The 17,282-nt window shown below is 74.5% G+C and carries 17 protein-coding genes; 12 read left to right on the forward strand and 5 right to left on the reverse strand.

What is annotated here, in order from left to right:
* Positions 1–7 precede the first annotated feature (7 nt).
* The 3 genes from AB0J88_RS22945 to AB0J88_RS22955 are packed head-to-tail and all read right to left on the reverse strand — an operon-like array spanning position 8 to position 3,392.
* On the reverse strand, positions 8–523 hold the full coding sequence (locus AB0J88_RS22945) for an acetyl-CoA carboxylase biotin carboxyl carrier protein subunit (protein WP_364359263.1): 516 nt from the start codon (positions 521–523) through the stop codon (positions 8–10).
* Positions 520–2,217 carry an acetyl-CoA carboxylase carboxyltransferase subunit alpha/beta gene (locus tag AB0J88_RS22950; protein WP_364359260.1) on the reverse strand — a complete coding sequence of 566 codons (1,698 nt, stop codon included), beginning with the start codon at positions 2,215–2,217 and terminating at the stop codon, positions 520–522. The genes AB0J88_RS22945 and AB0J88_RS22950 overlap by 4 nt, the downstream gene beginning before the upstream one ends.
* Positions 2,214–3,392 (reverse strand): AMP-binding protein, encoded by a 1,179-nt coding sequence (locus tag AB0J88_RS22955; protein ID WP_364359258.1) that lies wholly within the window; start codon positions 3,390–3,392, stop codon positions 2,214–2,216. The genes AB0J88_RS22950 and AB0J88_RS22955 overlap by 4 nt, the downstream gene beginning before the upstream one ends.
* Positions 3,393–3,607: 215 nt before the next feature.
* Here AB0J88_RS22955 and AB0J88_RS22960 point away from each other — a divergent pair, with 215 nt between their 5' ends.
* Positions 3,608–4,375 (forward strand): AfsR/SARP family transcriptional regulator, encoded by a 768-nt coding sequence (locus AB0J88_RS22960; RefSeq protein ID WP_364359255.1) that lies wholly within the window; start codon positions 3,608–3,610, stop codon positions 4,373–4,375.
* On the opposite strand, the gene AB0J88_RS22965 is transcribed toward AB0J88_RS22960, so the two are convergent.
* Positions 4,372–4,800, reverse strand: coding sequence for a hypothetical protein (locus AB0J88_RS22965; protein WP_364359252.1), 429 nt, complete (start codon positions 4,798–4,800; stop codon positions 4,372–4,374). The genes AB0J88_RS22960 and AB0J88_RS22965 overlap by 4 nt on opposite strands.
* Positions 4,801–4,895: 95 nt before the next feature.
* Between AB0J88_RS22965 and AB0J88_RS22970 the strand changes: the two genes are divergently transcribed.
* The 9 genes from AB0J88_RS22970 to AB0J88_RS23010 all read left to right on the forward strand — a co-directional run bounded on the left by AB0J88_RS22970 (position 4,896) and on the right by AB0J88_RS23010 (position 13,454).
* Positions 4,896–5,627, forward strand: a complete 732-nt coding sequence (locus tag AB0J88_RS22970) for an A24 family peptidase (RefSeq protein ID WP_364359249.1) — start codon at positions 4,896–4,898, stop codon at positions 5,625–5,627.
* 168 nt (positions 5,628–5,795) lie between these two features.
* On the forward strand, positions 5,796–5,993 hold the full coding sequence (locus tag AB0J88_RS22975; protein ID WP_364359246.1) for a hypothetical protein: 198 nt from the start codon (positions 5,796–5,798) through the stop codon (positions 5,991–5,993).
* On the forward strand, positions 5,978–6,406 hold the full coding sequence (locus tag AB0J88_RS22980; protein WP_364359243.1) for a TadE family protein: 429 nt from the start codon (positions 5,978–5,980) through the stop codon (positions 6,404–6,406). The genes AB0J88_RS22975 and AB0J88_RS22980 overlap by 16 nt, the downstream gene beginning before the upstream one ends.
* Positions 6,403–7,431, forward strand: a complete 1,029-nt coding sequence (locus tag AB0J88_RS22985) for a Tad domain-containing protein (RefSeq protein ID WP_364359240.1) — start codon at positions 6,403–6,405, stop codon at positions 7,429–7,431. The genes AB0J88_RS22980 and AB0J88_RS22985 overlap by 4 nt, the downstream gene beginning before the upstream one ends.
* Before the next feature lie 19 nt (positions 7,432–7,450).
* Positions 7,451–8,236, forward strand: a complete 786-nt coding sequence (locus AB0J88_RS22990; protein WP_364359237.1) for an RcpC/CpaB family pilus assembly protein — start codon at positions 7,451–7,453, stop codon at positions 8,234–8,236.
* 1 nt (position 8,237) lies between these two features.
* Positions 8,238–9,392 carry a P-loop NTPase gene (locus tag AB0J88_RS22995; RefSeq protein WP_364359235.1) on the forward strand — a complete coding sequence of 385 codons (1,155 nt, stop codon included), beginning with the start codon at positions 8,238–8,240 and terminating at the stop codon, positions 9,390–9,392.
* Positions 9,389–10,738: a CpaF family protein gene (locus AB0J88_RS23000; RefSeq protein ID WP_364359232.1), complete on the forward strand. Its 1,350-nt coding sequence runs from the start codon at positions 9,389–9,391 to the stop codon at positions 10,736–10,738. The genes AB0J88_RS22995 and AB0J88_RS23000 overlap by 4 nt, the downstream gene beginning before the upstream one ends.
* Positions 10,732–12,549, forward strand: a complete 1,818-nt coding sequence (locus tag AB0J88_RS23005; protein ID WP_364359229.1) for a type II secretion system F family protein — start codon at positions 10,732–10,734, stop codon at positions 12,547–12,549. The genes AB0J88_RS23000 and AB0J88_RS23005 overlap by 7 nt, the downstream gene beginning before the upstream one ends.
* Before the next feature lie 2 nt (positions 12,550–12,551).
* Complete coding sequence (locus tag AB0J88_RS23010) at positions 12,552–13,454, forward strand: type II secretion system F family protein (RefSeq protein ID WP_364359226.1); 903 nt, start codon at positions 12,552–12,554, stop codon at positions 13,452–13,454.
* A 103-nt stretch (positions 13,455–13,557) separates the two neighbouring features.
* Here AB0J88_RS23010 and AB0J88_RS23015 read toward each other — a convergent pair whose 3' ends face one another.
* Positions 13,558–14,142 (reverse strand): response regulator transcription factor, encoded by a 585-nt coding sequence (locus tag AB0J88_RS23015; protein WP_364359223.1) that lies wholly within the window; start codon positions 14,140–14,142, stop codon positions 13,558–13,560.
* A 141-nt stretch (positions 14,143–14,283) separates the two neighbouring features.
* Here AB0J88_RS23015 and AB0J88_RS23020 point away from each other — a divergent pair, with 141 nt between their 5' ends.
* Positions 14,284–16,386 carry a serine/threonine-protein kinase gene (locus tag AB0J88_RS23020; RefSeq protein WP_364359220.1) on the forward strand — a complete coding sequence of 701 codons (2,103 nt, stop codon included), beginning with the start codon at positions 14,284–14,286 and terminating at the stop codon, positions 16,384–16,386.
* Between the two features lie 35 nt (positions 16,387–16,421).
* Complete coding sequence (locus tag AB0J88_RS23025; protein ID WP_364359217.1) at positions 16,422–17,261, forward strand: MBL fold metallo-hydrolase; 840 nt, start codon at positions 16,422–16,424, stop codon at positions 17,259–17,261.
* Positions 17,262–17,282 lie beyond the last annotated feature (21 nt).

Consider the following 17,282-nt stretch of genomic DNA (forward strand, 5'->3'; position numbering starts at 1 on the left):
CGACCTCCTATGCGCCCTGGGGGTCGATGGTCAGGATCCGTTCGCCGAACTCGACCGCCGCGCCGTCGGCGACGTGCAGCGCCACGACCCGCCCGTCGGCGTCGGCCTCGACGGGGATCATCAGCTTCATCGCCTCGACGATGCCGACCTGCTGGCCCCGGCGGACCTGGTCACCTTCGGCCACGAAGGGCGTGGCACCGGGCTCGGGCGCCCGGTAGAAGGTGCCGACGATCGGCGCGCACACGCCGACGCCGGGGGGCAGGGCCGGCTCGTCGGCGGCGGGCGCCGGTGCGGCTTCCTGCGGGGCCGCGGTGGCGGCGGGTGCGGGGGCGGCGGGTCCGGCCGCCGCCTCCTGTGCGGTCCACTCCATCTCGACGACCACGTCGCCGGCCCGGATCCGCAGGGCGCGGGGTCGGTGGCCCAGGTCGGCAAGGAGCGACTGCGCGCTGCGCCGGACCTCGTCCAGGGCCTCCGCGAGCGGGGCCGGGCTGTCCGTCGGCGCTGGTTCGATCAAGGACGTCACTGGGATCCTCCAGGGTGCGAGAGCGCCACGGCGCTGTCAGGGGCGTGGCCCGGGCCGGCGCCGAACCGGCGGAACCGGGCGCGCCGCTCGGCGACGAGCCGCGCGGGGTCGCGAGAGGCGAGGTCGTCGAGCTCGGCCCGGATCGCGGCCCGGACGAGCGCCGCGGCGGCGGTCGGGTCGGACTGGGCGCCGCCCTCGGGCTCAGGCACCACGCCGTCGACGATGCCGAGGGAGAGCAGGGAGCGGGCGTCGACGCGCAGCGCCCGGGCGGCGGTGGGCGCGGCCGAGGAGTCCTTCCAGAGGATGGCCGCGCAACCCTCCGGGCTGATCACCGTGTAGATCGCGTTCTCCATGATCATGACCCGGTCGGCGACCGCGATGGCGAGCGCACCGCCGCTGCAGCCCTCTCCGGTGACCACCGTGACCAGCGGGACCGGCAGGGCGCCCATGAGGCGCAACGTCTCCGCGATCACGGTGGCCTGCCCCTGCAGCTCGGCGTCCACGCCCGGGTACGCGCCGGGCGTGTCGACGAGCGTCACCACCGGCAGACCCCACTTGGCGGCCAGCCGCATCAGCCGGGCCGCCTTGCGGTAGCCGGCCGGGTTGGGCATCCCGAAGTTGTGCGCGGCCAGGTCGGCCGGCGTGTGGCCCTTCTCGTGGCCGATCACGACCACGCAGTCGCGGCCGATCCGGCCCACCCCGCCGACGATCGCGGGGCAGTCGCCGCCGACCCGGTCGCCGTGCAGCTCCTCGAAGTCGTCGAGGATCATCCGGAAGTAGTCCGATGTGGTCGGTCGGCCGATGTGCCGGGCCTTGCGCACCGCGTCCCAGGCGTCCTGCTCGGTCACCTGGTCGGGATCCCGGATCACCACCTGCTCGACCGGGCAGACGTTGGCGGCGGTGTCCCGGCGGCCGCCGACCGACAGGATCCGGCCCAGCCGCTCGCGCAGCGCCGACCGCGGCGACACCAGGTCGACGAAGCCCCGATCCAGCAGGAACTCGGCCGTCTGGAAGCCCGGTGGCAGCTCCTGTTTGATGGTCTGCGCGATCACCCGGGGGCCGGCGAAGCCGAACCGCGCGCCCGGCTCCGCGATGACGATGTCGCCGAGCATCGCGTAGGACGCCGCCACGCCGCCGTAGGTCGGGTCGGTGATGACGCAGACGGTGATCAGGCCGGCCTCGTCGAGCTGCTGCATGGCCTGCGCGGTCTTGGCCATCTGCATCAGGCCGACCACGCCCTCCTGCATCCGCACGCCGCCGGAGGCGGTCACGGTGATCAGCGGCAGGCGCTCGGCGAGCGCGCTCTCGGCGGCCCGCGTGATCAGCTCGCCGACGGCGCCACTGAGGCTGCCGCCCATGAACCGGAAGTCCATCGCGGCGACGATCGCCGGTGTGTCCCCGATGGACAGTCGGGCGCAGAGCACCGCCTCGGGCATGCCGGTCGCCGAGCGGGCCTGCGCCAGGCGGTCGGCGTAGGGCACGCCGTCGGTGAAGCCCAACGGGTCCGCGGACGCGATCTCGCAGTCCAGCGGGCGCAGCGAGTCCCGGTCGGCCAGCAGGTCGAGCCATTCCTGTGCGGTCAGCGGGAAGCAGCCGCCGCACTGGGGGCAGACGCCGTGGTTGCGGGCCAGCCGCTTGGCGTAGACGACGGCCCGGCAGTGCCGGCACAGGGCCCAGTCCGGTCGGGTGCTCATCCCGTCACCCCCGTGTCGACGAGGAACAGGGTGCCCTCGTCGTCGAGATAGCCGACGTCGCCGGTGTGCAGCCAGCCGTCCGCGTCGGCGATCGCGGTGGCCACCTGCGGCCCGCGGACCCGCACGAGCCCCGGCTTGCCCGGCGGCGCGGGTCGTCGCCCGTCGAGGTCCAGGACCAGGCAGTCGGTGCCGGTCACCGGGTGGCCCACCGAACCGGCCGTCTGACGGTCCAGCCGGTCGCAGTGGGTCAGCGGTCCGCCGGCGGGGCCGTACCACTGCACCAGCGGCGCGCCGACGCGCAGAGCGAGCCGGCTGGCGGCGGACGGGGCGAGTGTGGCACCGCTCGACAGCACGGCCCGCACGGTCGGCGTCCGCGGGTGCGTCGACCGGGGGTCGGCGGCCAGCCGGGCCAGCGGTGCCGGCAGGCCGCAGTAGTGGGTGGCGGCCTCGCGCGCGGCCAGCGTGACGCCACCGGCCGGGTCCGGGTCCGCGCAGAGCACCTGGGTCGCGGCCGCGTGGACCGCCGCGTTCAGGTACACCTGCTCGTACGTCGGAAGCTGGTTGACCACCGTCGAGCCCGGGCCGAATCCGTAGGCCTGGGCCGCCTGCGCGGCACCGACGGTGAGGTTGCGGTGGGTCAGCGGGACGATCGCGCCGTCGCCCGCGACCCGCAGGCACGCTACCGCGTCGGCGTCGAGGGACGGCCTGGGGCGCCGGCGGCCCGCGTGCTTGCGCACCAGGGCGGCCACGGTCTGGGCCCGGTGGTGGCCCGGCTGGTCCAGATAGGCCACGTCCAGGTCCTCGCGCTCCACCCGGATCCGGCGCAGCAGGTCGGCCATGCCGGCGGTGGCCATCAGAAGCTCGATGCCGGCCCGCCCGACGAGGTCGTCGAGGGCGTCCTCGGTCAGGGCGGGCTCCAGGACCGCGCACACGCGGCCGGCGCGCACAGCCCCGAAGTAGGCGATCGGGAACGCGGGATGCAGGGCGGCGGTGACGCCCACGACCGCGGTGGGCCGCAGGTGGCGCAGGGCCGAGGCGAAGCCGTCGACGGCGGCGTCGAGCTCGCGGTAGGTCAGCGCCCGGGAGCCGTACCGGATGGCGGCCTGGTCGGGAGCGATCGTCGCTGCCCGTCGCAGCAGCCCATCCAGCGACTGAGAAGGCTCAGTTTCGGACACGGAGGGCTCCTTCGGGCCGGCTGTCTTACGGCCCTCCGACGGTCGCAGTTGTCCACTTGAGCCCGCCTGGAATGTCGCTGGAGGCGAAAAACCCTCTGTCGCAATCGTACGATCAGACCGAAAGGGAGACTCATGTCCTTTAAGGGCTTTAAGGTTCTTCACAGCGACGGTCATTCGGGGGCGCGATGAACTACCACGTTCTTGGTCCGCTGCTGGTGAGGGCCACACCTGCCGGTCCGCCGGACCAGCTCACCGCGCCCAAACCGCGCAAGGTGCTGGCCCTGCTCCTGCTCCACGCGAACCTGGTCGTGCCGGTCGAGACCCTGATCGCCGAGCTGTGGGGCGACGACCCGCCGGCGAGCGCGCAGACCACGCTCCAGACCTACATCCTGAAGATCCGCCGGATGCTGGTGACGGCGCTGGCCGTCTGCCCGAACCACCTGGCCAGCGAGATCCTGGTGACCGCGTCCGGGGGCTACCGGCTCAACGTGGGTCCCGGCGAGCTCGACCTGCACGAGTACGAGCGGTTGGCCGCCGCCGGCCGCGCCGCGCTCGACCAGGGCGACGACGTCGAGGGAGCGCGGCTGCTCGGCGAGGCGCTCGACCTCTGGAAGGGAAGCGCGCTCGTCGACGTGCGGCTCGGCCCGGTGCTCCAGGCGGAGGTGCAGCGCCTGGAGGAGGGCCGGCTGAGCCTCTGGCGGCAGCGCATCGAGGCGGACCTGCGGGCGGGCCGGCACCAGGCGGTGCTCGGCGACCTGGGCTGGCTGGCCGCCCGGCACCCGCTCAACGAGGACCTCCAGGCGCAGTACATGGTCGCGCTCTACCGGGCGGGCCGGCGCACCGACGCGCTGGAGGCCTTCCACCGCCTGCGCGGGACGCTCCAGGACGACCTGGGCCTCGAGCCGTCACAGCGCGTCCAGCGCCTCCAGCACGCGATCCTGACCGCCGACCCGGCGCTGGACCACGCGTACGCCGCGAGCTAGGCGACGGGCTCCGCGAGCCGGCGGCGGAGCAGGACGTCGAGCGGGATCGACTCGCCGTCGCGGCCGCCGCGCCCGACGACCAGCGGCGCCGGCCGGGGATCGAGGTGCACGCCGGTCAGCCGCGCCCGGGTCGACCTGGGCACGTTGAGCAGGTAGAACCGGCCCTCGGTGTCGACACCGAGACTGCGGTGGCGGTCGAGGTACCAACCGTGCAGGCCGGTGCGGTAGCGGGCGCCGCCGCGATGGGCGGCCGCGGTCAGCGCCACGGGGGCGATCCCGCGCTCGGCCGCGTCGCGGACGAACTCCGCGATCAGCTCGGCCGCCCGCCGGCCCTCGCGCTCCTGCCGGTCCGCCTGCGCGCGGGCGTGGGCATCGAGCGCCCGCCGGCGCTGCTCGGCCCAATCAAGATCAGCCTCCGTGCTCACGAGAGCGCAATCTACCGCCGCCGGCGCGGCGGCCTATCGGTCGACCCGGCCTGGTGGCTCTGGGGCTCGCGGTCGTCGATGACTACGATGCGCCCGTGTCGCTGCCGTTGCTGGTCGTCGCCGCGTCGCTCGGCGCGTGCTGGGGCGCGGTGTTGCCGGGACTGGTCGCCCGGTTCGCGGTGGTCTGGCCGGAGGACGAGGAGCGGGCGCCCGCCTGGCGGCGCGGCTGTCCACACTGCGGCGCCGACCGGCCGGGCTGGTGGCTGGCGTCGGGGCGGTGCCCGTCCTGCGGCCGCGCGCCGGTGCCCGGCCGCCGACTGCTCGTGCCGGTGACCGCCCTGGTCTGCGCGGTCCCGGCCGCGGCCGTCGGGCCGACGGCGGTACTGCCGGCCGTCCTGCTGCTCGCGGCCCTGGCGGTGCCGCTGGCCACGGTCGACCTGCTGGTGCTGCGGCTGCCCGACCCGCTGGTCGGCGTGCTGGCCGGCGGCGGAGTGGCCCTGCTCGCGCTCGCGGGTGACGGCCGGGCGCTGCTGCGGGCGGTGGTCGCCGCCGCGGCCTGCGGTGCCGCCTACGGCCTGCTCGCCGTGGCGCTGCGCGGGCAGATCGGCTTCGGAGACGTGAAGCTGGGCGCCGCACTCGGCCTCTACCTGGGGTGGTTCGGCTGGCCGGCGGTGGTCGGCGGGGTCGTGCTGGCACCCGTGGTCAACCTGCCGCTGGTGATCGGCCTGCTGCTCAGCGGCCGGACCGATCGTCGATCGGCCGCGCCGTTCGGCCCGGCGATGCTGGCGGCGGCGCTGCTGGCAGTCACGTTGGTCGCGCTGCGGTAGCCGACCGGCCATAGTTGCCCTCGGTCAATCGTGTGGTGGTCGTGTAGCCGCGCACAGCGATCATCCAGTCCCGATATCGACCGGTGACTGAATGACAGTGATCTCTTCCCGAATGAGACTCATGTGCGTTCCCCACCCGTGTCCCGACCTTTCTTGGAGTCCTGTCTCATGATCGAGAAGATCAAGCGGTTCGCCGAGCGCCGTAATCGCGATCGTGGCGCGAGCGCGACCGAGTACGCGTTGATCCTGGGGTTTATCGTCACGGCGCTGATCGTGGTGCTCGCCGTTTTCGGCCCCTCCATCGCGCGGACGTTCGACAAGGCGTGCAAGGGCGTCGCACCCACCGACACGTGCCGCGTCCCGTAGCGGTTCGCCTGGGTCAGGCCTCGACCGGCCGCCGTCGCCTCGACCGCGGCGCGGCGGCCGTCGAGGCGGCCCTCGTCTTTCCGATTCTGCTGTTGCTGATATTCGGAATCGTCGACTTCGGACGGATGCTCAACGCCCAGATGAATGCCACGGAAGCCGCCCAACAGGGCGCACGGATCGCGTCCTTCGGCGACCCGCCCCTGACCCGAATTCGCGAGCTCGCCGGCGCCGATGCCCGCGTCGACGCCGTCGTCTGCCCGCTCTCCGGCGGCGCCGCAAGGACGGCGGAGGTCACCGTCACGTACCCCTTCAGGTTCGTCACGCCGATGGGCGCGATCGCCGGCGTGCTGGGCGCCGACGGGCCGGACGGCACGGTGGAGCTGACCGGCCGAGGGGTCATGCCGTGCTCGTGAGACGGCCACGCGACCGGGGTGCCGTCGGCGCGATCGTCGCCGTGCTCTTCGGCACCGGGGTCGCGTTGGGCATGGCCGCGCTGGTCGTCGACATCGGACTGATCTACGTCGAGCGCAAACAGCTCCAGACCGGCGCCGACGCGGCCGCCGTCGAGGTCGCCCGCGTCTGCGCCGCCAGCGCCGTCGCCTGCGGCGCACCGGGCACCAACGCCACCGCGGCCGCGTACGCCCGGGAGAACGTCGTAGACGGCGAGGCGATGGCAGCGGTCTGCGGCCGGGGCGGGGGACTGGCCGCGTGCGCCGGCGTCAGCGCCTGCGCCCGCCCCGCGCCCGAGACCGGCGTCTACGCCGAGGTGCGCACCAGCATCCTGCGGGCGGACGGCTCGACGCTGCTGCCGCCGGTGTTCGCGCAGGCGGTGGTCGACGACTACGACGGAGCGGCCGTCACCGCCTGCGCCCGCGTCACCTGGGGTCCACCCCGGGCCGCGCGGACCCTCGGGCTGACGGTCTCCGCCTGCGACTGGGCCGACCTGACCCGCCGCGGGCGGACCTTCCCGTCCGCCGAGCGGACCGTCCGCGGCTACGACGACACGGACCCGGCGGCGTGCGGCCGGGGCGGCGTCGGCAGCCGGGGTGCGGGCGGCTTCCGCTGGGTGGCCGGCGCGGACGCGTCCTGCCGCACTCCGGTGTCGACCACCACGACGTTCCGGGTGACCGCGCGTACGCAGCGGCCCGCCGGCTGCCGGGACGTCCTGGAGACGTTGACGCCCGGGCAGGCGGTGGCCGTGCCGATCTTCAGCGCCGTCACCGACGCCGGCGACGGCGGGTTCGCGTACACCGTGCTGGGTGTCGGGGCCTTCGTCGTCACCGGCTGGCGGCTGCCCGGCTCGCGCTCGCCGCGGACGCCGGCCGGCTGCGGCGGGGGCGACTGCGTGTCCGGGTACTTCACGCGGGCACCGGTGCCCGGCGGAGGAACGGTCGGCGGGCCGGACCTCGGCGCACAGATCACCGCACTCATCGGTTGACCGAGGGGACAGACCACTGATGAACCGACGCATCATCGCGGTGCTCGCCGCCGTCGTCGTGGCCGCGGCCGGGGCCGGCGCCGTCCTGCTGTACGTCAGGTCGGCCGACTCCCGCGCCGTCGCCGGCAAGCAGGCGCGCACCGTGCTGATCGCCGAGAAGCAGATTCCGGCCGGCACCGACGGCCGTGCGCTGCGGGCCGGTGGCTACCTGCGGCAGACCCGGATGCCGACCGAGACGGTGCCGGACGACACCCTGGCGGCGGTCGAGCCGGACCTGGACGCGCTGGTCACCACTGCGACCGTCCAGCGTGGACAGTTGGTGCTGCGGACCATGTTCGGCACGGCGGTCGACAGCTCGGGGATGGCCATCCCCGACGGCAAGCTCGCGATCTCCGCCAAGGTCAAGTCGGCCGTGTTCGGCCCCGGTTCCGTGCGGGCCGGCACCCGGGTCGCGATCTTCTACACGTACACGCCGCTGTCGGAAGGCAAGATCGACGACGTGTCCGGCAGCGGGCTCGAGCGCGGCCGCGACACCAGGAGCGTCACCCGGGTGCTGATGACCGACATCGAGGTGATCTCGGTCGGCGTCGCCGCGGACGACGCGGTCGGGGACGCGCCGCTGCCGGCCACCGCCAGCACCGGCGACGTCGCCATGACCTTCGCCCTCGACCAGCGGCAGGCGGAGATCCTGGCGCACGCCACCGCCCTGGGCGGCCTGCTCAACGTCGGCCTGCTCGGCGACTCGTCCGACGTCAGCCCCGACCGCGGGGTCGACAACGGGACCCTCTTCGGGAAGGCGGGATGAGATGACCATCCTCTTCGAACCGAACCGGCAGTGGGCGGCGCACCTCGCGGCGTTGCTCGGCGCGGGCGTGCACGCCGTCGGCCAGGTCACCGACCTCCAGCGCCTGCTCGTTGACGCCGGCACCGAGCCGCTGGTGGTCGTCGGCCCGGGAGCGCCCGCCTCGGTGGCGTTGGAGGTCGCGGCTCAGCAGCGACTGGTGCGGCCGGCGCTCGGAGTGGTGCTGCTCCGCGAACGCCTGGACGTGGAGACCATGTCGCAGGCGCTGCGGGCGGGCGTGCGGGAGGCCGTCGACGCGCACGACCGGACCGCCGTGCGGACGGCCTGCAGCCGGTCGCTCGAGGTGTCCCGCCAGCTGACCGGCGCGCCGGCGGCGGCACCGCAGGGGGAGGCGAAGATCGTCACGGTCTTCTCGGCCAAGGGTGGCTGCGGCAAGTCCACGATGGCCACCAATCTCGCCGTCTGTCTGGCGGAGGGCGGGAGACGGCGGGTCTGCCTCGTCGACCTCGACCTCGCGTTCGGCGACGTCGGGATCATGCTCCAGCTCTCGCCGGACCGGGGCATCGCCGACGCCGTCGCCTCGCGGGAGCGGATCGACGCCGGGCTGATCCGGGCGTTGCTGACGTCGTACGCCCCGGGGGTGGACGTGCTGCTCGCGCCGGTCGGGCCGACCGAGGCGGAGCGCGTCGACCGGGACCTCGTGGTCGCGGTGCTGGCCGCGGTCCGCACGATGGCCGACTACGTGGTCATCGACACCCCCGCGCACTTCACCGAGGGCGTGCTGGCGGCGCTCGACGTCACCGACGTCCACGTGCTCGTCGCGACGCCCGACGTGCCGGCGCTCAAGAACCTGCGGATCGCGATGGACATGCTCGACCTGCTCGGGCTGGGCAAGGACAACCGGCTGGTGGTGCTCAACCGCAGCGACGCCAAGGTCGGCCTCTCCGGTGCCGACATCGAGCGCGTGCTCCAGGCCCGCACCACCGCACACATCCCGTCCAGCCGCGACGTGCCGATCTCGATCAACCGCGGCACGCCGATCGTGGTCGAGAAGCCCGGCCACCCGGTCAGCAAGGCGATCCGCGACCTGGCCGCCGGCCCGATCGCGCAGCGGGCGGGCGCCGCCCGTGGCCGCCGGTGGCAGCGGGCCGGCCGATGAGCCTGACCGACCGGCTCTCGCAGCGGCACTCCGCCGGCGGCGACAGCGGCGCCTGGCCGACCCGCGCGCACGTGGGCTCGGCGGCCGCCCTGCGCGTGCGGGTGCACCGTGAGCTGCTCGCCATCCTCGGGCCACAGCTCTACGACCAGCGCACCGGCGACCAGGCGCTGGAGCAGAAGGTCCGGGAGACCATCAACGACGTGCTGGCCCGCGACGACTCGCCCCTGGCGGTCGCCGACCCGGCCCGCGTCGCCGCCGAGCTGATCGACGAGATCCTCGGTCACGGCCCCGTCGAGCCGCTGCTGCGCGACCCGGACATCACCGAGATCATGGTCAACGGCCCGAACCGGATCTTCGTCGAGCGGTTCGGGCAGATCCACCAGGTCGACGCGACCTTCGTCGACGAGGACCACCTGCGGCGGGTGATCGACCGGATCGTCTGGCGGGTGGGCCGGCGGGTCGACGAGGCGAGCCCGATGGTGGACGCCCGCCTGCCCGACGGCAGCCGGGTCAACGTCGTGCTGCCGCCGATCGCGCTGGACGGCTCGATGCTGACGATCCGCAAGTTCGCCCGCGAGGCGTTCACGGTCGACGACCTGATCGGCTTCGGCACGGTCACCCAGGAGGTGGCCCAGCTGTTGTACGCGTGCGTGCGCGGCCGCCTCGACGTCGTGATCAGCGGTGGCACGGGGTCCGGCAAGACGACGACCCTCAACGTCCTGTCCGGCTTCATCCCGCCCGACGAGCGGATCGTCACCATCGAGGACGCCGCCGAGCTCCAGCTCCGCCAGGACCACGTGCTGCGGTTGGAGGCGCGCCCGCCCAACATCGAGGGCCGGGGCGAGATCACCATCCGCGACCTGGTCCGCAACTCGCTGCGGATGCGGCCCGACCGGATCGTCATCGGCGAGGTCCGCGACGGCGCCGCGCTGGACCTGCTCCAGGCGATGAACACCGGCCACAACGGCTCGTTGACCACGGTGCACGCCAACGCGCCGCGGGACTCGATCGCCCGGCTCGAGACGATGGCCATGATGGCGGGCCTGGACCTGCCGGTGCGCGCCATCCGCGAGCAGCTGGCCTCCGCCGTCGACGTGATCCTGCACCAGGACCGCCTGCGCGACGGCTCGCGCCGGATCACCCACGTCTCCGAGGTGATCGGCATGGAGGGCGAGGTCGTGACCCTCCAGGACCTGTTCGTCTTCGACCATCGGGCCGGCCTCGACGAGCACGGCCGGCACCGCGGGACGCTGCGCTGGACCGGCCTGCGGCCCCGGTTCCTGGACACGCTCGCGGACAGCGGGATCCCGCTGCCCGCCGGGCTCTTCGAGAGCCCGCCGTGGTGACCCGGCGGCTGCTCGGCGCCGCCGCCGCAGGGCTCGCGGTCGGCCTGCTGACCGGTCCGGCGGCACACGCGGACAGCGACCTGCCGGTCTCGGTCGCGGACGTGAGCCCGGGCCAGGTGCGGCTCGTGGCGGCGCTGCCGGGCGGGCGCGTCACCGTCTCCCGCGACGGCTACGCGCTGCCCGCGACCGTCCGGGCCGGCGTCGCGGCCGGAGCGGCGCCGGCCCGGACCCTGACCGTCGTGGTCGACGCCGGTCCGCAGAGCCTGGGCACGGCCCGGACCGCGGTGGCCGCGCTGGCCGCCGGCGTGCCGGGCGACGTCTCGCTCGGGCTGGTCGCGGCGACGGACCCGCCGGTGGTGACCGTGTCGCCGACCCGGGACCGCGCCGCCTTCCGGGCCGGCCTCGACCGCCTGCGGGCCGAGGCCGGCCCGGGTCCACCGACCGCGCTGCGCACGGCGGCGGCCCTGGCACCGAGGTCGGGCGAACGACGGCTGCTGCTGGTCGACGCCGAGGGGGCGACCCGTGGGTCCGGTGCCGACATCGCGGACGCCCTGGCCCGGGCCGGTCAACGCCTCGACGTGGTCTCGCTCGGTGCGACGGGTGCGGGCCTGCGCGAGCTCGCCTCCGCGACCGGTGGTGGTTCCCGGTCGGCGACGGACGACACCCTGGCCGCCTCGCTCCGGTCGGCCGCCACGCTGCCGGCGCTGGTCACCATCACCGTGTCGGTGCCCGCCGAGCTCGCCGGCTCCTCGACCTCGTTGCGGGTCAGCGCCGGCACCGGTGCGGCCCGGCGCACCGGCGAGGTCAAGGTGCGGTTCGCGCCCGCGCCCGCCCCGGCTGAATCGGGGAGCGGTCCACGCTTGCTGGTGCCCCGGCTCGGCTCCGGCGTGCTCGGCATCCTGGTCTTCGCGGTGCTGCTGGTGGCGCTGCTGCTGGTGGTCTTCGGCGCGGGCGGCACCCGCCGGCAGCGCCGGCTCGACCAGGTCCAGCGATTCCGCCTGGCCGGCCAGGGTGGCGGCGTCCCGGTCATGTCCGGCGCCGGGTTCGCGGGCACCGTCTCGGGCGGGGTGGCCCGAGCGACCCGCCAGGCACCGCGAACCGACGATGCCGGCCCGGCGACGGGCCAGGGCTGGAAGGTCCGGCTGGCCGCCATGGCCGTCGGCGTCGCCGTGCTCGGGCCGCTGGTCGGCCTGTTGGGCATCGTGCTCGGCGCCCTGCTCGGCGCGCTGCTCTCGGCGCTCTTTCCCCGGGTCCGCGAGCGCCGCCGCCGGCAGTCGTTCGCCGACCAGCTTCCCGACGCGCTCGCGCTGATCGTGAGCTCGCTGCGCTCGGGCTTCTCGCTGACCCAGTCGCTGGACGCGGTCGTGCGGGACGCCCCGCCCGGTCCGCTGGCCGTCGAGCTCGGCCGCGCGATGGCCGAGGTGCGGTTGGGCGCCGACCTGGCGGACGCACTGGACCGGGCGGCCGAGCGGGTCGGCAACCAGGACCTGGCCTGGGCGGTGATCGCCATCCGGATCCAGCACGAGACCGGCGGCAACCTCGCCGAGACGCTGGAGACCACGGTGGACACGATCCGGGAGCGGGCGCGGCTGCGCCGGCACGTGCGGGCGTTGTCGGCCGAGGGGCGGCTGTCCGCGTACCTCCTGCTGGGTCTGCCCGTCGCGATCGGCGCCTGGATGTTCCTTGTCAGCCGCGACTACCTGAGCGTGCTCTGGACCACGACGGCGGGCCTGGTCATGCTCGTCACGGCGGGTCTGCTGATGGCGCTCGGCGCGTTCTGGATGTCCCGCTGGCTGAAGGTCGAGGTCTGAGGATGCTGCTGGTCATCGGGTTGGTCGCGGTCACCGTGGGGTTGGCCGGCGCCGCCGTCGCGCTGGCCGGTGGCCGCCCGCAGGAGGCCGTCACCCGCACCGTCGAGACGGCCGACCGGGGCTACCGGGTGCCCGGGGTCCGGGTCGCCCGTCCCGCCCGCGGCGCCGGGGCGTTGCCGCCCGCGGCGTACGCCCTCGGTCACGCACTGGGCCGTGGCGGTGTGTCGGCCTGGCTGACCCGGCGGCTCGACCAGGCCGGCAACCCCGGCTGGCTCAACGTGCCCAAGGTGATCGCCTACCAGGGACTGCTCGTGGTGGTGGGCGCCACGGCCGGGCTCGCGCTCGCCGTGCTCGCGGCGCCGCCGCTGGGTTGGCCGGTGTGGACGGTGCTGGGTGCCGCGGCCGGCTATGCGGCGCCGGCCCTGCTCGTGCTGCATCTCGCCCAGGAACGGCAGGAGTCGGTCCGGCGTACGCTGCCCGACGTCCTGGACACCCTCGTCGTGACCGTGGAGGCCGGGCTCGGCTTCGAGGCCGCGCTGGCCCAGGTGGTGCGCAACGGACGCGGGCCGATGGTCGGCGAGTTCGCCCGGGTCCTGCACGAGATGCAGATCGGCCGGCCGCGGGTCGACGCGCTGCGCGAGATGGCGGCCCGCACCACGGTGACCGAGCTACGGGCATTCGCGTCGGCGGTGGTGCAGGCGACGACGCTCGGCATCCCGATGGGCCAGGTGCTGCGCCAGCAGTCGGCCGAGATGCGCCTGCGCCGCCGGCAACGGGCGGAGGAAGCGGCCCAGAAGGTCCCGGTGAAGATCCTGTTCCCGATGGTCTTCTGCATCTTCCCGGCCCTGTTCGTGGTCGTGATCGGTCCGGCCGCGATCAAGATCCTGCGAGCCTTCGGTGGCTGAGGCCGCGACCGGCTCAGCGGGCGCGGCCGGAGTCGCCGGTCCGGGCGGCTCGGCCTGCGCGGGCGGCTCGGCCTGTGTGGTCGGCTCGGCCTGTGTGGTCGGCTCAGCCGGCCTGGGGCAGGTCGCCGCCGCCGGCCGTCTTCGCGCGCACGCGGGCGACGTAGGTGCGCACGGTCGACTCGCCCAGCCCCAGTGCGTCGGCCACCGCCGCCGGGGTCAGGCCGTTGCGGAGCAGGTCGTAGACCTCCCGCTCCCGGCGGCTCAGCCCGGGAGCCCGGTGCTGGCGGAGCGCGGCGTTCAGAGAGTGGGCCGAGTAGCTGCCCCCGCCCGACAGGCAGGCGCGGATGGCCGCCGCGACCTCGACCGCGCCGGCCTCCCGCGACACGTAGGCGGCCACGCCCGCGGTGAGGGCGCGTTCGAGCAACCGGTGCGTCGGCGTGCCGACGACCAGCACCGGCAGGTGTGGCCGGGTCCTGCGCAGGCGCTCGGCCAGGGCGATCCCGTCGCCGTCCGGCAGACGAAGATCAACGGTGACGAGGTCCGGTGCGAGGGACTCGACCACCCGTTGCGCCTCGACCGCCGAGGCCGTGCGGCCGGTCAGCTCGGTGTTGGCGACCGAGGTCACCGCGCGGCTGATCATCAGGTGTGTCGCCGCGTTGGCGTGGATGGCGAAGACGGTCGTCGCCACTGCACCACTCCGATCCGCTCGGTTCCTTCCTTGGCCCCGTGTGAAGTCCTGCCGACGGTACTTGACACGCCTATGGATCCACCTAGGACCGACTTAGCTGTCGATTAGGTCTTGCTTAAATCGGAGGGAGGATTCGACATAGTGCAGGACGAGACGCTCAGTTCCCGCTACCGGCTCACGCGCCGGCTCGGCGCGGGCGGCATGGGCGTCGTCTGGCAGGCGTACGACCAGGTCCTCGATCGTGAGGTGGCCGTCAAGCTGCTGGCGCCCCAGTTCGCCCGGGATGCCGAGTTCCGTCGCCGGATCCTGGCCGAGGCCCGCGCGGCCGGCCGGCTCAGCCACCCGCACATCGCGAGCGTCTACGACTACGGCGAGACGACCGGTCCCGGCGATCCGCTCCCGTTCGTCGTGATGGAGCTCCTGCAGGGCCGCTCGCTCGAGCAGCGGCTCAAGCGCGGCCCGATCGGGGTCGAACCGGCTCTGCGGATCTGCGCCGAGGTCGCCTCCGCGCTCGCCGCCGCACACGCCCGCGGCGTGGTCCACCGTGACGTCAAGCCCGGCAACGTGATGCTGCCGGCGGGCGGCGCCAAGGTGGTCGACTTCGGACTCGCCGCCGTGGCCGGGGCACGCGACGCGGTCGAGGGCGAGCTCGTCCTCGGCACGCCGGCCTACCTCGCGCCGGAACGGCTCGACGGGCGGCCGGTGGTGGCCGCCACCGACGTGTACGCGCTGGCCCTCCTGCTCTACCGCCTGCTCGCCGGCCGGCTGCCGTGGACCGCCGAGACGAGCACGCAGATGCTCGAGGCGCACATCTACCTGGAGCCGGAGCCGTTGCCGAAGCTGCCCGGCGTGCCGCCGGTCGTCCGCGACCTGCTGCACCGCTGTCTGGACAAGGAGCCGGACGCCCGCCCCGCCAGCAGCGAGGTGACCGTGACGCTGGCCCGCGCGGCCGGGATCCGGGTCCCGCTGGACGGAGTCGACGACGACGAGCCGGACGAGGTCGAAGAGGCGGCGCCGCTCGAGCCCGGGCCGGGCGCGGGGACCACGGCCGACCGGCGGCCCCTGCGCGCCGCCACCGGCGGGCTGCCCCGCGCCGGGCCGTTCGCGTCCCGCCTCGGTGCTGAGCTCGACGTCGCGCTGGACCACGTCGACCTGCGCCGCCAGGCGAGCGGGCTGTTGCGTGAGACGGTCGGGTTCGACCTGGCGATCTGGGCGGTGCTCGACCCGGTGACGCTGATGTGGGCGGCCTGCGTGGTCGACGGCGGCCCGCACGACGCGTCCCTCGAACGCGAGCTGTTCGCCAACGAGTACGGCCAGGACGACGTGCTGCGGCTGGTCGACCTGGCCGGCGACCAGCGCATCGGCACGCTGGACGCCGCCACGCACGGCGACCCGGCGCTGAGCCCGAGGTTCCGGGGCGTCCTGCGGCCACGCGGCTTCACCGACGAGCTCCGGGCCTCCTTCCACGACGCCGACGGCACCTGGGGGGCACTGTTCGCTTACCGGGCCGGCGGCGTCTTCACCAGCGCGGACGTGGCCCAGGTGGCGCCCGCGGGCCGGTTGCTCGGGGCGGCCCTGCACAACGCGTTGGCGCGCGGGCACGAGGCCCCGCCGCCTCCCGAGCCCTCGCCGGTCCCGGGCGAGCCGGCCCCACGCGCCTCGCGGTTCCGCCTGCCCCGGCAGCGGCGGGCACGCGGCCGCGCCGACCTGACCTCGGCCGCTCCGCCGGCACCCGCCACGGCCGAGCCGGACTCCGACTCGGGCCGCCTCGTCCTGTCACCCGACGGCCGCCTGCTCGACGTGACGGCCTCGGCCCGCGGCGTCCTCGACGCGGTGGAGCTCGACCGGGTCGGCACCGCCGTCGCCAAAGGCCGCCGCACCGGCCTGGTCGACACGTCCGGCGCCCTGCGGTACGACGGCCGCTGGTTGGCGTTCCACGCCGTCGACCTGGAGAGCGCGATCGCGGTGAGCGTGGGCCGCATCCGCCCGCACGAGATCAGCGCCTTCGTCGTGCGGGCCCGGGGCCTGCGGCCCTGGCACGGCACGATCCTCGGCGCGGTCGCCCGGGGCCGCAACACCCGGCAGATCGCCCGCGAGCTGAGCCTGTCGGTCTACGCGGTCGAGGACGGCCTGACGGCGCTGCTGGCGGCCTTCCGCGCCGACAGCCGGGCGGAGCTGCTGACCAGCCTGTTCTTCGACCACTACGTCCCGTTCCACGCCTCCGACGTCGTCCTGCGCGGGTAGGGTTCAAGAGGTGTCTCGACGATGGGGGAGTCGTCATGACAACACTTGCCTACGAGACGTACGTGGCGCCCGCGAAGCCGGTGGTGTCCGATGACCTGCCCGCCGGCGAGACGACGGAGATGTGGTCTCCGACCAGCGCGACCCTGATCCACGGCGAGCGCGACGCGGTGCTCGTCGACGCGCTGCTGACCGACCGCGAGGGCTACGACCTGGCCGACTGGATCGAGGAGTCGGGCAGGGACCTGACCACGATCTACGTCACGCACGGGCACGGCGACCACTTCTTCGGCGCCGCCGCGGTGCTGGAGCGGTTCCCGGACGCCCGGCTGGTGGCCACCTCCGAGGTGGTCGACGTGATGGCCGAGCAGGTCGAGCCGGACCTGCTCGACGGGTTCTGGCGCGCCAGGTTCCCCGACCAGATCGGCGACCCCGTGGTGGCCGAGCCGCTCGACGGCGACACCATCGAGCTCGAGGGACAGGAGCTGCACGCCGTCGCGCTCGGGCACAGCGACACCGACCACACCACCGCGCTGCACGCACCGTCGATCGGGCTGGTCGTGGCCGGCGACAGCGTCTACAACGGCGTGCACCTCTATCTGGCCGAGGCCGGCCGGGACGGGCTCGACGGCTGGTTCGACGCGTTGGACACCGTGGCCGGGCTGCGACCGCGGGCGGTGGTGGCCGGCCACAAGCGCGCCGACGCCGACGACCGCCCGACCGACGTCGACGCGACCCGCGACTACCTGCGCGACTGGGTCGAGGCGGTGCGCCGCACCTCCGACGCGCAGGCGCTCTACGACACGATGATCGAGCGCCACCCCGACCGGATCAACCGGGCCGTCCTCTGGCATTCGGCGGAGGCCGCCAAGAGCTAGGGCGCACGCCGGCGCGGCGGC

It is taken from the genome of Asanoa sp. NPDC049475, assembly GCF_040676915.1.
Taxonomy (GTDB): Bacteria; Actinomycetota; Actinomycetes; order Mycobacteriales; family Micromonosporaceae; genus Asanoa.

What these genes read in the sequence shown, in the direction of transcription:
- AB0J88_RS22950 (WP_364359260.1), bottom strand. Translation starts at nt 2,217, where the DNA reads ATGAGCACCCGACCGGACTGGGCCCTGTGCCGGCACTGCCGGGCCGTC.
- AB0J88_RS22975 (WP_364359246.1), top strand. Translation starts at nt 5,796, where the DNA reads ATGATCGAGAAGATCAAGCGGTTCGCCGAGCGCCGTAATCGCGATCGT.
- AB0J88_RS22990 (WP_364359237.1), top strand. Translation starts at nt 7,451, where the DNA reads ATGAACCGACGCATCATCGCGGTGCTCGCCGCCGTCGTCGTGGCCGCG.
- AB0J88_RS22995 (WP_364359235.1), top strand. Translation starts at nt 8,238, where the DNA reads ATGACCATCCTCTTCGAACCGAACCGGCAGTGGGCGGCGCACCTCGCG.
- AB0J88_RS23000 (WP_364359232.1), top strand. Translation starts at nt 9,389, where the DNA reads ATGAGCCTGACCGACCGGCTCTCGCAGCGGCACTCCGCCGGCGGCGAC.
- AB0J88_RS23010 (WP_364359226.1), top strand. Translation starts at nt 12,552, where the DNA reads ATGCTGCTGGTCATCGGGTTGGTCGCGGTCACCGTGGGGTTGGCCGGC.
- AB0J88_RS23025 (WP_364359217.1), top strand. Translation starts at nt 16,422, where the DNA reads ATGACAACACTTGCCTACGAGACGTACGTGGCGCCCGCGAAGCCGGTG.